Origin of the sequence: Marinospirillum insulare DSM 21763 (assembly GCF_000686905.1) — a bacterium.
GTDB lineage: Bacteria > Pseudomonadota > Gammaproteobacteria > Pseudomonadales > Halomonadaceae > Marinospirillum > Marinospirillum insulare.
The window spans coordinates 1-13,506 of the sequence record NZ_JMLW01000016.1 but is presented as its reverse complement, the minus strand read 5'-3'; the positions used below and the strand labels follow the sequence as shown (position 1 = coordinate 13,506).

Genomic DNA, 13,506 nt, shown 5'->3' with positions numbered 1-13,506 from the left:
AACGACTAAGCAACTGATGAGCGAGGATACAAGGATTCTGCATGTTTGAAGCTCAGATTAACTGGCAGGCACTCGCCATACGCGAAGCCGCACTCACCCTCTATAAACATGAGCGAATAGATCGCAAGCCTGCCAATGCTCCCCTAGTTGATGAACTCGTCACTAGCAACTGGTTATTACCCGAAGAAACGGAAGATGGGTTTATGCTCAGTGCGCGTGGTCGGGCTGGTTTAGTTGAACTGCTAGATTTGCGCCTTCCCGACTGGCGAGATTGGCAAGAAGTGCTTGAAGGTGACCGGTTATTAACTACCGAAGTTTTTGACCAACGCTGGGGTTATTTAAAAGACCAGCTAAGAGCAGACCTACCCAGAATACTGAATAAAAATAGCCTACAACTGGCTTTATTGGGCAAGCGTCATACTGAACTTCCTGAACACCTATTAGAAGAGCTGCCAGCAGTTACCTTAAGTGAAGACCGTTGCTTGCACTTGCGTGGCAATATCGATTTAAAACTAACGCGCAAACATGGCTCTGCCATTGAATTAAAAAAGATTTGGCGCCAGCTAAGTGAAGCCGTGCTACCCGAAAGAGACTTTCATCAAATAAAAGAGCTAGAAGGCGAGCTGCCTTACCTAGTGATGACCATTGAAGACCGAGGGGTGTTTTTAGATATAGACCTGCCAGCTAACCTACTCGCTATTTGGGTTGCACCTGAACACCTAGAGTTAGCAGGTGACTTTTTACGTTTTTTACCGCAGTTTGTGCCGCATGTGCATTTTGGCGACCTAGACCATCAAGGTTTAGTTATTGCCGAGCGGTTAGCACTTTATAGCCAACGCCCCGTGCGCCGATTTATTCCTAGCTTTTGGCAAGATTACTTAGAACACTTTTCAGCCAACACCCATGACAAGAAAAACAGCAAGGGCGCTGCTTGGCGTGGGCCAGTTTTATCGGTCGCTTTATTAAAAGAGTTAATGACCAGTGACCGCTGGTTAGCCCAAGCACCTTTATTATTTGATGCTCGGCTACACGAAGAAATGCGCAAACTAATGGACTAGCTGTCTAAACTATTAACTAGGTGGTGGTAACTTGCAAAGCGAGTTGCAGCTATTTTGCCCTCTGCCACGGCCTCTTTTAAAGCACAGCCTGGGTCTTGTTGATGCTTACAGTCTCGAAAACGACACAGACCTAAAAAGGGTCGAAATTCAAGAAAGCCTTGGGCTATTTGCTCTGGCTGTAAATAGCCTAAAGAAAACTCTCTCACCCCTGGCGAATCAATTAACTGACCACCCAAAGGAAAATGAAACAACCTTGCCGTAGTGGTGGTGTGTCTCCCCTTACGCGTATCTTCAGAAAGACTAGCAACCCGCAAATCCACACCAGGTAACAGGTAATTAATGAGTGATGACTTACCTACACCCGACTGACCAACAAAAACACTCACCTTATCTTTTAATTGCTTTTGTAATTCTGTTAAGTCTTTTTCTTGATAGGCCGAACTAATTAACACTCGATAACCTAACTGCTGATAGGTTGCTAACAATCCTTTTATTAGTGCTTCTTGTTCTGGCGTTAAAGCACCCTTTTCTAATAAATCCCATTTATTGATAACTACTACAGGCTCTATACCCGTATGTTCAGCAGCCACTAGGTAACGATCGATTAAATTAGCATGAGGTTGGGGCTCTGGAGCAATCACCAGCAAAAGCTGATCAACATTGGCAGCTATGGGTTTCATTACCCCACGCATGTCAGGGCGGGCTAACAAGCTACGCCTAGCTTGGCGCGACTCTACCACCCCTTCTTCATTAGGGTTTTGGTTGGGTCGCCAGCTAACATAGTCACCCGTAACTAGGTTTTCGACATTGGCCCTTACATGGCAACGCTGCCGCTGCCCTTTTAAAGCACCCTCCTGCGCTTCAACTTCAACCTGACGGCCAAAATGCGCGGTGATCAAACCCTGCTGAGCCTCGGTTGCTAGGCCTTCTTGCTGGCTGGCATCTAGCCGCTCATCTTTTCGCAGGGCTCGCGCATTGCGTTCTTCTTGAACTTTGGTAATACGCCACTGCTGCTGGCGGGTTAGCTTACGGCTACTCATGCATTAGGCGTTTCTGGTAAACGAATAAACTCATCGCGGTAAAAACGCAGTTCAGCAATGGATTCACGAATATCATCTAAAGCCAAATGCGTGCCGGCTTTTTTGAATTTTTTAGGCAGCTCTGGGTGCCAACGCACTGCCAGCTCTTTAAGGGTAGAAACGTCTAAGTTTCGGTAATGGAAAAAAGCTTCTAGCTCTGGCATTTCATTCACCATAAAACGCCTATCTTGGTGAACGCTATTACCACACATGGGGCTAGCTCCTTCTTCTATGTGGCGACGTAGAAAATCTAGCGTTGCTGCTTCAGCCTCAGCAACAGTGACTTTGCTGTCTTTAACTCTTTGAGTTAAGCCTGAAGCGCCATGCGTGCGAGTACACCATTCATCCATAGCATCGAGTAAGGCTGTTGGCTGGTTAATCGCTAATACAGGCCCCTCTTCAATAACGTTTAAATCACAGTCTGTAACGATGGTGGCTATTTCAATAATGCGTTCTTTGTTGGGGTCTAGGCCGGTCATTTCTAAATCTATCCAGATTAGGTTAGACGGCTTTTTGGCTGCTTTGTTGGTGGTAACTTCAGTCATACTCAATTTACTTCCTGCGAGTGAGTGGCTAAAAAATCATTTCCTAGATATTAACACACCTTGCTATAAATACTGTTCCATCAAAGCGCCCATTTTAGCGGCCATTATTTGTAGGTTTTGTATTTCAAAATGGCTAAATATCCTTGGTTTACGGTCAGCTAAACTTAAACTACCCACCAGTTGCCGAGCAGCAAAAATAGGTACCCCTGCATAGCTTCGCATTCCTAAAGCTAAAGCTAGGGGTGGTAAAAGAGCTTCATCGACCTCGTTTAAATCTGACACTAAAATTTGTTCACCTGGTACACACAAGGGCAAGGCGCAGAGAGCATCATCTATTAACAGCTTTTGGCTGGCTTCACCTGAATAAAAAAGCCGAACATGCCGCCCTTCACGTAAACCCACCGCCGCAACTGGCACGCTAAAAATCTGCCGACATTCGCTAGCGGTATTATGGAAGTTAGGCGCACACAAACGCCCTAGGTGGGGAGTTAAATCATCAAGATTATATTTAGGGTAAAAAGACATATTTAGGTTCCCACTGGTATATAAGCTTTTACAAAGGTGCAAGCTAGGCCTAAGGAGCGTTATAATCGCCCCAAGTAACTAACCACTCTGTTTATTTCCTGCTAAGTATAGAAAGTCTTAACAACTTTGCTTAGTGATTTAAGAACTATTTTACAGGCACTCGATGAAAACCCAGGATCGCAGTATTGTTTTGATCAATCTTTCCGGACATGATCGCCCGGGCATAACCTCAGCCATTAGTGAAATTCTTGCTAGCTATGGTGTGGATATCCTAGACATTGGCCAGGCAGTTATTCACGACACCCTTGCGCTTGGGTTGCTAGCTCACCTACCCGTTTCAGCCCAAAACTCCCCCGTGTTGCAAGAATTACTTTTTAAAGCCCACGAATGGGGTATGCAAATTCGTTTTTCTCCCGTTTCAGAAACCAGTTATGAACACTGGGTAGGGGGGCAGGGTAAAGGTCGTTACATAGTGACCCTTTTAGGCCGTCGTATTACTGCGGAACAAATTGCCCGTGTCACCCGAACCGTGGCAGAAAACGGCTTAAACATTGACCGCATTCACCGCCTATCTGGACGGGTCAGCATGTCGCATATTGAACAACAAGGCCGTGCCTGTGTTGAGTTTTCTGTACGCGGTGACACCCTAGACACCGCCGAGTTACGCCGTCACTTTTTAGCTTTAGCTGGCGAACTAGAAGTAGATATAGCCGTACAAGAAGACAATATCTACCGTCGCAATCGCCGCCTAGTGGTTTTTGATATGGACTCCACTCTGATAGAAGCCGAAGTGATAGATGAACTAGCCATAGAAGCAGGTGTAGGTGATCAAGTGGCAGCCATTACTGAGCGTGCTATGTGTGGTGAGCTAGATTTTAGCGAAAGCTTCCGTGCGCGTGTTGCCCTACTAAAAGGCCTAGATGCTTCGGTTCTTGCCAAGGTAGCTGAACGCCTACCCGTGACTGAAGGTGCAGAAAAGCTAGTCAGCACACTTAAACGCCTTGGCTACCGTACAGCCATTCTCTCAGGTGGCTTTAGCTACTTTGGTGAATACCTACAAAACAAACTAGGTATAGATGAAGTACATGCTAACCAGCTAGAAGTTGAAGATGGCAAGGTAACAGGGCGAGTGGTTGGCCAGGTGGTAGATGGCGAACGTAAAGCACAGTTGTTGCAAGAAATAGCCAATAAAGAAGGCATAGACTTAGAACAAGCCATAGCCGTCGGAGATGGTGCTAACGATCTACCCATGTTGGGTTTAGCTGGCCTAGGTATTGCTTTCCGCGCTAAGCCAGTGGTCAGAGAGAATGCACGCCATGCACTTTCAACCCTAGGGCTAGATGCCATTCTTTACCTCATCGGTTTTTCAGATCGCGACCTAGACCAAAATCAAGATCAGGATGCCTAGCCAAGCAAAAGCTAACTGGTATTTATACCTGGTAGAGCAAGCGTCTGGAGCGCTCTACACAGGTATTACCCGTGATCTTGAGCGGCGCTTTGCTGAACACCAAGCCAATAACCATAAAACGGCGCGTAGCCTAAGAGGCAAAGGGCCACTGAAGTTAGTTTTTTCCTGCCCTGTAGCGAGTCATAGCCAAGCCTTGAAATTAGAATACAAAATAAAAAAACTGCCTAGAAATAAGAAGCTTGCAATTATTTCTGGTGAATTTGACCTCTCAAATCTTGATTAAAATACTTTAAAGCACTAATAAAACTAAAAGCACTTGACTAACCACTCAATATGACGCAGTCTAGGATTCGTAGGCAGCAAGGTAGCAAGAAAGAAGTGTCGTAACGCAGTTGTAATCGAAATATCGGTAACAGTAGGTTCGTCATTCGTACTATCTTGATTCCCGCAACACCGAGTCAAAATCTAGGCGATTTATCGATAAATCAACAGATAGACTCAAAAATACTAAACAGAAATATAGGAATTTTTGATATGGCAACTGGTACCGTTAAATGGTTCAACGACACTAAAGGTTTCGGCTTCATCACTCCAGACGATGGTGGCGACGATCTTTTTGCTCACTTCTCTGAGATTCAAGCTTCAGGCTTCAAATCTCTACAAGAGAACCAGAAAGTATCTTTCGAAGTGACTACTGGCCCTAAAGGCAAGCAAGCTGCGAAAATTGAAGCTATCTAATCAACCCTAGGTTGTTAAGAAGCTAAAAAGACCCACCGAAAGGTGGGTTTTTTCGTTCTATCTTAAAGACAAACCAAAAGAGATACTTAAATAGATGAGCAAAACAGCAGACGTAGTGATTATTGGCGCTGGAGCTGCTGGCTTAATGTGTGCCGCCACCGCAGGCTACCAAGGCAAAAGCGTATTACTTTTAGATCACAGCAATAAGCCTGCCAAAAAAGTGCTTATGTCAGGTGGTGGACGCTGCAACTTTACTAACCTTAATACCACCCCTGCTAATTTTTTATCGGCTAATCCACATTTTTGTATTTCTGCATTAAAACGCTATACACCCCAAGATTTTTTAGAACTAGTTGAACGTCATGGCATCGACTATGTAGAAAAAGCGCCTGGGCAACTATTTTGTGCCAACACCAGCAAAGACATTCAACAGCTATTATTAACCGAAGCCGACTGGGCAGGTGTTGATCTGCAAATGAACACCAGCATAGAAAAAGTAAGCACCACCGCAGACAGGGTTCAACTCACCACCAGCCTAGGTAAAATAGATGCAGGCGCCCTAGTGGTTGCTACGGGTGGTTTATCCATTCCTACCTTGGGCGCTACAGGTTTTGGTTATGACCTAGCCCAACAACTGGGTTTAGAAGTTTTACCTACCCAAGCAGGCCTAGTACCTTTCACCCTCCACCCAGAACTGAAAGCACAACTAGCCCCCCTTTCCGGCTTAAGTTGTGATGTTAGCGTTAGCTGTAACGGCCAAACCTTTACCGAACCCATGCTAATCACCCATCGAGGTTTATCTGGCCCCGCCATGTTACAAATTTCTAGCTACTGGCAAGCAGGTGATGAACTCAGCATTAACTGGCTGCCGCAATTCAACCTGAAAACAACCCTAGCCAAGCTCCGCCAAGAACAGCCCCGTACTCATTTTAGTAGTTGGCTGGCAGAACAACTCCCCAAGCGCCTAGCCACTGTTTTAGTCAGCCTACTTAAAGAACAAGGCATACTTTTACCCGAACGCAATGCCGATGCCAGCAATAACCAGTTAGAAGCTCTGGCTTACGCCTTAGAAAACTGGACATTTAAACCAGCAGGTACAGAAGGCTACCGAACTGCAGAAGTAACCCTAGGTGGCATTAATACCCAGCAAATTTCTTCACAAACCTTTGCCGTTAAAAACTTAGAACAGGTACGCTTTATTGGTGAAGTCTTAGATGTTACCGGCCAACTGGGTGGCTATAATTTTCAGTGGGCTTGGGCATCAGCCGTGGCATGTGCTAGAAGTCTTTAAGTTAAACACGAACACACTTGACAATCATTATCATTTGCAACTAAGCTAATCACTCAAACTTAATGCACCCACCAAACAGTTAAAGAGTGACAGGTTATGAGCAGCCCTATTACAAACGAACAACCCCCTTGCATAACCAGTGATCAGCTATTTGGTGAAAAGCGACAAATTTTTATTCACCATCAAGGTGAAACCTACACACTGCGTATTACCAGCCGTGGCAAGTTAATTCTAACCAAGTAATTAACACCCAATAAAATAAGCGCCCAGCAAGCCAAACTCAGTTAAAGCCAGCCAGCGTATTTTTTTCTAAAGGAAATTCCAAGGAGTTAAGAATGAATGCTTTGGCAAAGATGCAAGAGAAAGAAATTTTTTTAAGGTCATTTTTTGAAAACAGCTTTTTCGAAAACACCCTGTTTGGAACGCATCTGTTCGAGTTGCAAGCAGAACACAGGGTAGCAAAAAACCTTAAAAAACTAGAAGAAGAATGGTTAGCCATTACTCACGTTAAACAAATACCCATTTTACTAAACCAGCATGAAACAACTTACTTTGCTGCCCTCTGCTCTTTTAGCCCTAGGTTAGCTCGCTCGGTTTCCTTAAACAGTTTTGAGCAGCTTATTACTCAAGCTAAAGCAGCAGGCCTGCCCCTTAGCCTTACGTTATTTTGTAAAGGCAGCAAACACACCACCCACCAAGCGATTATTTCAAAGCAGATAAAAAAGAACTGCCTTTGCTTAAACTGGCAAGAAGGCCATGCAGAACTTGAACCTAGCCAATTCGAATTCGCCTTTATAAGCCGTGTACCTTGTAGCGATGGTTGTGGCTGGATTAACTCATTAGAAATATTCGGAGCTGATGGCGAATTACTGCTACAAATTCAAGGCTCTTGTGAAGATCAACAGGCAGAAAATTTAAAACTACGCGAAATATTTAGCTCATTGGTTTAGCCAGTAAACAGGAGTAATAGAATGCAAGACAAGCTCTGGTTACAATTATCACTACTAGCCATATTTTTAAGCCTAATGGCACAATTACTGATCAGCGCCTATTAAAGCTAGTGCTGGCCCAATAAAAAACCCTAGCAGCCAAACGGTTACTAGGGTTTATTCAAGCAGGATTTATTTAAACAGAGTATAAAACTACATCATAGCCTGCTGATAATTCTGAAGACCAAGACGCTCTATTAAACCTAACTGCTTTTCTAGCCAGTAAGCATGATCCATCTCTGTATCATCGAGCATAATGCGTAAAATTTCACGGGTTTGGTAATCTTGCTCTTCTTCACACAAAGCCATAATTTCTTTCAGTAAAGCCGTGACAGAATACTCTAGCTGCAAATCATTATTCAGCATTTCTTTTACGTCTTTACCTACATTAATAGGCTCACGGGTGACCATATCGGGCGTACCTTCTAAAAACAAAATACGCTGAATCAACATATTGGCGTGTTGTTTTTCATCGTCAAACTCATGCGCAATACGCTCGTGCAACTTACCTAAACCCCAATCTTCATACATAGCAGAATGAATAAAGTATTGATCCATTGCGGTTAATTCGCCCGCCAATAACTTATTTAAGCCAGCAATAACGCGTTGATTACCTTGCATTGTCTAGTCTCCATTACCCGTATTAAGGGTGGTCTGTAAGTATTTTCCGATACCGATTTCAGCCATTAAATGCTGCTGCGTGCCTATCCAATCTAAATGTTCTTCTTCATATTCCAAAATATCTTCTAGAAGCTGGCGACTAATGTAGTCTTGCTCAACTTCACACAAAGCAATGGATTCACGCAGAAGCTTTAATTGAACCTGCTGAAGTTCAGCATCACACACAAATACCTCTGCGGCATTTTCACCAATGCGCAGACGCTCTAAATGCTGAAGATTAGGAAGGCCTTCTAAGAAAAGAATACGCTCGATTAGTTTATCGGCTTGCTTCATGTCTTTAATGGATTTTTTATAAGCCACCTGATTAAGCTTTTCAAAACCCCAATTACCACACATACGTGCATGAAGAAAATACTGATTGATAGACGTTAGCTCAAGGGTTAGAACCTTGTTAAGCTGAGTTAAAATACTTGTGTTACCTTGCATAAGAAAAGCACCCTGAAAGAGAGTTGCAGTTGCATGGGAGCTGGCTTGCCTAGGAGGGCTGGCTGGCAATCTCAGGGTTAATAATAACGGCTTAAAACTAATTAAGCAAAACTGGCAGCATCGTAATAGTCACACATTGCTTGTTCACTGGTTAAAACCTCTCTAGCAAAACCTACACACTTGCCACATTGGCTGCCTAGCTCTAGTTCACGGTATAAATCTCGCACACTAGAAGCCCCTTCAGCAACGGAAGCTTTAATTTGTTTTTCAGTAATACCTTTGCAAATACAAACAAACATGGCATTAATCCTAGAGTCAATTTAAGCCAGTGCGAACACTAACAATTCTCAGTAAGATTAGCTTGATCAACACCAAAAAACAAGTGCGAACTATTATTATTTGTAAAGATTTAGGTACAAAAAAACCGCTAACAGATTAACCACTAGCGGTTAGCTTTAAACTAGCTGCTTAGGCAACCAGAATTAAGCAGAAGCAGGCGCTCTACGACGCAAAGGGCGACGACCCGCTTCATCATTGCCTGATCTAGAAGAACCCGAAGGTGAGTTGCTGCTAGTTAGGTTCATAGGCACACCACATACCCTAACGCGTGCTAAAGCCTGGAAAACAGACTTAGTCATGCTTTCTGGCAAATCAACGGTGCTAAAGTCTTGCTGAATATCGATACGACCGATATTACGACTAGAAATATTCGCTTCGTTAGCAATAGCGCCAACAATGTTCGCTGGCTTAACACCGTGAGTGCGGCCAATTGGCATACGGTAACGCTTCATGCCTGCTTCTAGCTCACGCGAACGACCACGACCACCTTCACGACGAGGACGATCACCGCCAAAGTCTGAACGCTCACCACGACCACGCGGTGCGCGCACTTTAACGTCTTCAACCCATAAAGGTGTATTACCCTGGTACATTTTAGCCAAGGCAGCCGCAATGCGTAGTGGATCAGCTTCTGTTTCAGCTTGAATTTCTTTCAAAAGCTTTTCGTACTGCTCTATATCACGCGCTTGCATAGAGTGAACAACCTGCTCTTTAAACTTCTCACTACGCTTAGCGTTGATCACTTCAGCCTTAGGTAATTCCATAGGCTCAATACGCTGGCCAGTGCTGCGCTCTAGGTTAAATAACAAACGCTTTTCACGGTGACCCACAAACAAAATGGCTTGACCACTACGACCAGCACGCCCGGTACGACCAATACGGTGTACATAAGACTCGCTGTCATGAGGTGGATCATAGTTAATAACGTGACTAATGCGCTCAACATCTAAGCCACGCGCTGCCACATCGGTAGCCACTAAAATATCTAGGCTGCCTTTTTTCAGGCGATCAACCGCTTGTTCACGCTGATTTTGCGCCATATCACCATGCAGTGCACAAGCACGCAAACCACGCTTATTTAAGAAGTCAGCCAAATCGGCACTGGTTGCCTTGGTACGGGTAAAAATAATGATGCCATCACTTTCTTCGGCTTCTAAAATACGCACCAAAGCTTCAGGCTTAGGTAAACCAGCCACCATCCACACACGCTGGCTTACAGTATCAGCAGTACGCGCCTTCGCAGCAATGCGTACTTCTTTTGGGTTTTTTAAATGGCGCTGAGCAATGCGACGAATAACGTCTGGCATGGTGGCAGAAAATAAAACCACCTGACGCTCAGCTGGGGTTTGTTCAAGAATCCATTCAACGTCATCAATAAAGCCCATACGCAGCATTTCATCGGCTTCATCTAAAACCAAAGTTTGCAAAGCAGAAATATCGAGGCTGCCACGGCGCATGTGATCCATAACACGGCCAGGGGTACCTACAACCACCTGAGCACCCGAGCGTAGCGCACGAATTTGGTCACGGTACTCTGCACCACCATACAAGTTAGCTACTTTAACGCCCTTCATATTGGCGCCGTATTTTTCAACGGATTCAGCAACCTGCATCGCTAATTCACGCGTAGGTGCTAAAACCAAAACCTGAGGTAATTTGGCGGATAAATTTAAACGAGCAAGCAAAGGCAAGGCAAAAGCAGCAGTTTTACCGGTACCTGTTTGCGCTTGACCAATCATGTCACAACCTTCCAATAACAAAGGAATGGTCTGTGCTTGGATAGGAGAAGGAGTAGGATATTCAACTGCAGAAAGAAGAAAATCAGGAAGACCCAGCTCGCTAAAAGCTGGTAAAGTCACGTCATTAGACATTAATAATACCTGTGGTACTTAAGAAACGCAGGGGCGGGCGTGGGCCCGATACACAACAGAAGGGGCAACGTCAGCCAATGCAGGGAACACGCACACAGCGTGCCGAAATTTGAGCGCAGAGTATAGCAGAAAACTTAAGCTAGTGCTAGAAAATAAAATTTAAAATTAGAGCAGCTTATCAAAACTGATCGAACACACCTGCCAACCCAAGCTGCAGCTACTATCGAATTGCTTACAGAAGGCACGCACTCTGAGGCTAGGTTTTACCTGCCAATAAAGTATTAAATGCCTGTAATGGCAAAGTCTAGCGCAGATATTATTTCATCACGTAGGTGAGAGAGTGAGCCGATAGGGTTTTGCAATAATTTAGTGCTCATTGAGGCTATCTGTGGCACAAGCACTAATAACTCTTTGCCATCATAGCTAACCTTCGGTGTTAACCGTTCAAACTCTTCATTACGCATATACTTATAGTCAGCTAAGGGTACAACAATCCGGGTGGCGATTTCCGAAATTACAGCGCTTTGCAGCTCTAATATATAGGGGTAGGCTTTCTGTGTGGTTTTACTCGGGTTGTTGTAAATATCAAATTGAGCCATTAAAACTGCCTATGCTCATCTGCAAATAAACCCTGTTCTTCAACCATATCGTTATAGGCCAATATCGCTCCCTTATTCTCTTTTTTCCAAGCATCGGCTTTGGTTTCAGCTAGTTTTGTTTTAAGCACTTGCTCTAGTGTTGCTGATAAGTTTATGTTTAAAGCCTTACTTTTACTTAGTAAGTCACTGTTTATACTAAGGTTAGTGGCTTTTTTAGGAGCATCATAGTTGTATAAAGTCTGCATTGTTATAACTCCATGCGTATCGGTATGCGCATTAGTATAGCAACACATAATAAGTTTTTACTAGGAGTGAAACGACTTGGCAATCTTTTCGTAATCCCATATAAAAACCCCTTCTCTTTTCCTGCTACAATCCCGACCTTAACTTTAATTAAGTTTTTGTCTTACCAGCCGATAGTTTAGGCTCTTGGCTAGCACCACAGCGTCTTTTAAATTTCTACAAGTCCTCAGGAATGCACTTAAATCCTGGGGCGGTAGCGTGTTTAAAATATACATTTCTTCTAAATTCAGGATCAGCTCATGCAACGCGATGCCCTAGCCCCACGTTATGTACGCAACTTTAGTTGTACTGGCAGTAAATGCCCAGATAACTGCTGTCATACTTGGCAAGTTGCAATTGATGCAGAAACCTACCGTGGCTACCGAACCAACCCAGCAGTTATCCCTTTAGTAGAAGATAAAATTGCAGAAAACCACGACCTAACAACCAAAGATATAACCCCTGGTTTTTTTAAGATGGACCCCAAAACCAACCGTTGCAGCCTGCAAGATACCAGCGGACTTTGCCAGCTAGTTAAAAACTTTGGTCCTAACGCCCTTTGCCAAACTTGCACCACCTACCCGCGTAGCATTCAACAACTAGGTGATGACCTACTTATAACCCTAAGTGATTCCTGCCCTGTTGCTGCTAAATCGCTGATTACCCAACCCGATGCACTAGAACTCGACTTTGCACCCGTGGCCATTCCGCCCAACCCCTTAGCAACTAGCGTAGATGCACCCAATGCGTTTAATGCCCGCTACCAACTACTACAAGGCTTGCTTACACTGCTGCGCCACCGTGAACAAAGCTTAGAAATGCGTCTATTTATATGCGGGCTACTCATTCAAAAAATACAGCCACTCTTTGATAAAAGCCCAACAGACCAATTAGAAGAAAAACTAGAAGAAACCTTGGGGCTATTTTACAGCCTAGTAAACGAAGGTTATTTTGAAGAGCAAGCCAAAGCACTCAACAAAAAAAGCGATGGAAGCCTAGGCTTAGTTATTCTTGGCACCCTAAGACGCGAGAAAAAACAAAATAATGCTGCTTTTAATGAAGAACTAAGCCGAGCATTAAAAGGCTTAAACATTACCGACAAAACCCAGTTAGATATAAGCCATTTAAATCAGCTAGATAAAGCACGCAAAAAGTACCTAACCAACTTTGAGAAAAAGCACCCACACTCACTAGAAAACCTACTGGTTAATTGGCTACTAGGCAGCCTTTTCCCGATTAAAAATACCAACCTTATGGATGGCTGGACTAATCTTATGGCGCGTTACCTGCTGCTTAGAACCTTACTAAGTGCCATAGGTGCAGAACAGAAAAAACTAGGGAGCCTCTGAACAAAAGCTTTAAAATGAGCTAATTCACTAATTTTCTATATTTGCGCTGAGATTTCTGTTTTTTACAAAAAAAAGCCTAATTATGGGTATATTGACTCGGTTTTTGCTGCTTTTAGGGCATAAGCCCGTTTTTTAGGCGGATTTATCCCGCCTTAGGCATGCATCGCCTCGATAAAAATAGATTGGCTAATGCAAATAAGCTATAGAGCTGCGCGGTGTTTTTCTCTAAACCACGGTAACGAGCTTTGCGGTGACCAAATTGTACTTTCAGCCAGTAGAAGGGATGCTCAACCTTGGAGCGTATCTGGCTTTTTACCGTTTCAATC

The 13,506-nt window shown here is 44.0% G+C and carries 18 protein-coding genes; 8 read left to right on the top strand and 10 right to left on the bottom strand.

Annotation, left to right across the window (positions count from 1 at the left end; translation table 11 throughout):
- Positions 1-41: 41 nt before the first annotated feature.
- A complete protein-coding gene (locus BP27_RS0107845; protein WP_027851084.1) occupies positions 42-1,058 on the top strand; it encodes a hypothetical protein in 1,017 nt (338 codons plus the stop codon).
- On the opposite strand, the gene rsgA is transcribed toward BP27_RS0107845, so the two are convergent.
- From rsgA to BP27_RS0107830, 3 genes are all read right to left on the bottom strand, one after another.
- Positions 1,055-2,098, bottom strand: coding sequence for a small ribosomal subunit biogenesis GTPase RsgA (rsgA, locus tag BP27_RS0107840; protein ID WP_027851083.1), 1,044 nt, complete (start codon positions 2,096-2,098; stop codon positions 1,055-1,057). The two genes, BP27_RS0107845 and rsgA, sit on opposite strands and share 4 nt — an antisense overlap.
- Entirely contained in the window at positions 2,095-2,682 is a 588-nt protein-coding gene (gene orn / locus BP27_RS0107835; protein ID WP_036239768.1) for an oligoribonuclease, read from the bottom strand. Before orn ends, rsgA begins: the two co-directional genes overlap by 4 nt.
- Positions 2,683-2,745: 63 nt before the next feature.
- Positions 2,746-3,207, bottom strand: a complete 462-nt coding sequence (locus BP27_RS0107830; RefSeq protein ID WP_027851081.1) for a GAF domain-containing protein — start codon at positions 3,205-3,207, stop codon at positions 2,746-2,748.
- 163 nt (positions 3,208-3,370) lie between these two features.
- On the opposite strand from BP27_RS0107830, the gene serB reads away from it, so the two are divergent.
- From serB to BP27_RS0107800, 6 genes are all read left to right on the top strand, one after another.
- Positions 3,371-4,615: a phosphoserine phosphatase SerB gene (gene serB / locus BP27_RS0107825; protein WP_027851080.1), complete on the top strand. Its 1,245-nt coding sequence runs from the start codon at positions 3,371-3,373 to the stop codon at positions 4,613-4,615.
- Positions 4,608-4,898 (top strand): GIY-YIG nuclease family protein, encoded by a 291-nt coding sequence (locus BP27_RS0107820; RefSeq protein WP_036239765.1) that lies wholly within the window; start codon positions 4,608-4,610, stop codon positions 4,896-4,898. The genes serB and BP27_RS0107820 overlap by 8 nt, the downstream gene beginning before the upstream one ends.
- A 251-nt stretch (positions 4,899-5,149) precedes the next feature.
- Positions 5,150-5,353, top strand: coding sequence for a cold-shock protein (locus BP27_RS0107815; RefSeq protein WP_027849391.1), 204 nt, complete (start codon positions 5,150-5,152; stop codon positions 5,351-5,353).
- 94 nt (positions 5,354-5,447) lie between these two features.
- Positions 5,448-6,644, top strand: coding sequence for a BaiN/RdsA family NAD(P)/FAD-dependent oxidoreductase (locus tag BP27_RS0107810; protein WP_027851078.1), 1,197 nt, complete (start codon positions 5,448-5,450; stop codon positions 6,642-6,644).
- A 96-nt stretch (positions 6,645-6,740) separates the two neighbouring features.
- Positions 6,741-6,887 (top strand): hemin uptake protein HemP, encoded by a 147-nt coding sequence (gene hemP, locus BP27_RS16970; protein WP_084324545.1) that lies wholly within the window; start codon positions 6,741-6,743, stop codon positions 6,885-6,887.
- Positions 6,888-6,979: 92 nt separating this feature from the next.
- The gene (locus BP27_RS0107800) at positions 6,980-7,594 is read left to right on the top strand and encodes a hypothetical protein (RefSeq protein WP_027851077.1); all 615 of its coding nucleotides are present in this window, start codon (positions 6,980-6,982) and stop codon (positions 7,592-7,594) included.
- A 192-nt stretch (positions 7,595-7,786) separates the two neighbouring features.
- Here BP27_RS0107800 and bfr (BP27_RS0107790) read toward each other — a convergent pair whose 3' ends face one another.
- The 6 genes from bfr (BP27_RS0107790) to BP27_RS0107765 all read right to left on the bottom strand — a co-directional run bounded on the left by bfr (BP27_RS0107790) (position 7,787) and on the right by BP27_RS0107765 (position 11,794).
- Entirely contained in the window at positions 7,787-8,254 is a 468-nt protein-coding gene (bfr, locus tag BP27_RS0107790) for a bacterioferritin (RefSeq protein WP_027851076.1), read from the bottom strand.
- Positions 8,255-8,257: 3 nt separating this feature from the next.
- Entirely contained in the window at positions 8,258-8,740 is a 483-nt protein-coding gene (gene bfr / locus BP27_RS0107785; protein WP_027851075.1) for a bacterioferritin, read from the bottom strand.
- 101 nt (positions 8,741-8,841) lie between these two features.
- Entirely contained in the window at positions 8,842-9,039 is a 198-nt protein-coding gene (locus BP27_RS0107780) for a bacterioferritin-associated ferredoxin (protein WP_027851074.1), read from the bottom strand.
- A 183-nt stretch (positions 9,040-9,222) separates the two neighbouring features.
- Positions 9,223-10,950 carry a DEAD/DEAH box helicase gene (locus BP27_RS0107775; protein WP_027851073.1) on the bottom strand — a complete coding sequence of 576 codons (1,728 nt, stop codon included), beginning with the start codon at positions 10,948-10,950 and terminating at the stop codon, positions 9,223-9,225.
- Positions 10,951-11,231: 281 nt separating this feature from the next.
- Positions 11,232-11,549, bottom strand: a complete 318-nt coding sequence (locus tag BP27_RS0107770) for a CcdB family protein (RefSeq protein ID WP_027851072.1) — start codon at positions 11,547-11,549, stop codon at positions 11,232-11,234.
- Positions 11,549-11,794 carry a type II toxin-antitoxin system CcdA family antitoxin gene (locus BP27_RS0107765; protein ID WP_027851071.1) on the bottom strand — a complete coding sequence of 82 codons (246 nt, stop codon included), beginning with the start codon at positions 11,792-11,794 and terminating at the stop codon, positions 11,549-11,551. The genes BP27_RS0107770 and BP27_RS0107765 overlap by 1 nt, the downstream gene beginning before the upstream one ends.
- A gap of 297 nt (positions 11,795-12,091) precedes the next feature.
- Between BP27_RS0107765 and fliB the strand changes: the two genes are divergently transcribed.
- Entirely contained in the window at positions 12,092-13,180 is a 1,089-nt protein-coding gene (gene fliB, locus BP27_RS0107760) for a flagellin lysine-N-methylase (protein ID WP_027851070.1), read from the top strand.
- 142 nt (positions 13,181-13,322) lie between these two features.
- Here fliB and BP27_RS15645 read toward each other — a convergent pair.
- Positions 13,323-13,506, bottom strand: a 184-nt coding sequence (locus BP27_RS15645; RefSeq protein ID WP_036239762.1) for a transposase, incomplete at its 5' end; no start/stop codon positions are given.

What these genes read in the sequence shown, in the direction of transcription:
- BP27_RS0107845 (WP_027851084.1), top strand. Translation starts at nt 42, where the DNA reads ATGTTTGAAGCTCAGATTAACTGGCAGGCACTCGCCATACGCGAAGCC.
- rsgA (WP_027851083.1), bottom strand. Translation starts at nt 2,098, where the DNA reads ATGAGTAGCCGTAAGCTAACCCGCCAGCAGCAGTGGCGTATTACCAAA.
- orn (WP_036239768.1), bottom strand. Translation starts at nt 2,682, where the DNA reads ATGACTGAAGTTACCACCAACAAAGCAGCCAAAAAGCCGTCTAACCTA.
- BP27_RS0107830 (WP_027851081.1), bottom strand. Translation starts at nt 3,207, where the DNA reads ATGTCTTTTTACCCTAAATATAATCTTGATGATTTAACTCCCCACCTA.
- serB (WP_027851080.1), top strand. Translation starts at nt 3,371, where the DNA reads ATGAAAACCCAGGATCGCAGTATTGTTTTGATCAATCTTTCCGGACAT.
- BP27_RS0107820 (WP_036239765.1), top strand. Translation starts at nt 4,608, where the DNA reads ATGCCTAGCCAAGCAAAAGCTAACTGGTATTTATACCTGGTAGAGCAA.
- BP27_RS0107815 (WP_027849391.1), top strand. Translation starts at nt 5,150, where the DNA reads ATGGCAACTGGTACCGTTAAATGGTTCAACGACACTAAAGGTTTCGGC.
- BP27_RS0107810 (WP_027851078.1), top strand. Translation starts at nt 5,448, where the DNA reads ATGAGCAAAACAGCAGACGTAGTGATTATTGGCGCTGGAGCTGCTGGC.
- hemP (WP_084324545.1), top strand. Translation starts at nt 6,741, where the DNA reads ATGAGCAGCCCTATTACAAACGAACAACCCCCTTGCATAACCAGTGAT.
- BP27_RS0107800 (WP_027851077.1), top strand. Translation starts at nt 6,980, where the DNA reads ATGAATGCTTTGGCAAAGATGCAAGAGAAAGAAATTTTTTTAAGGTCA.
- bfr (WP_027851076.1), bottom strand. Translation starts at nt 8,254, where the DNA reads ATGCAAGGTAATCAACGCGTTATTGCTGGCTTAAATAAGTTATTGGCG.
- bfr (WP_027851075.1), bottom strand. Translation starts at nt 8,740, where the DNA reads ATGCAAGGTAACACAAGTATTTTAACTCAGCTTAACAAGGTTCTAACC.
- BP27_RS0107780 (WP_027851074.1), bottom strand. Translation starts at nt 9,039, where the DNA reads ATGTTTGTTTGTATTTGCAAAGGTATTACTGAAAAACAAATTAAAGCT.
- BP27_RS0107775 (WP_027851073.1), bottom strand. Translation starts at nt 10,950, where the DNA reads ATGTCTAATGACGTGACTTTACCAGCTTTTAGCGAGCTGGGTCTTCCT.
- BP27_RS0107770 (WP_027851072.1), bottom strand. Translation starts at nt 11,549, where the DNA reads ATGGCTCAATTTGATATTTACAACAACCCGAGTAAAACCACACAGAAA.
- BP27_RS0107765 (WP_027851071.1), bottom strand. Translation starts at nt 11,794, where the DNA reads ATGCAGACTTTATACAACTATGATGCTCCTAAAAAAGCCACTAACCTT.
- fliB (WP_027851070.1), top strand. Translation starts at nt 12,092, where the DNA reads ATGCAACGCGATGCCCTAGCCCCACGTTATGTACGCAACTTTAGTTGT.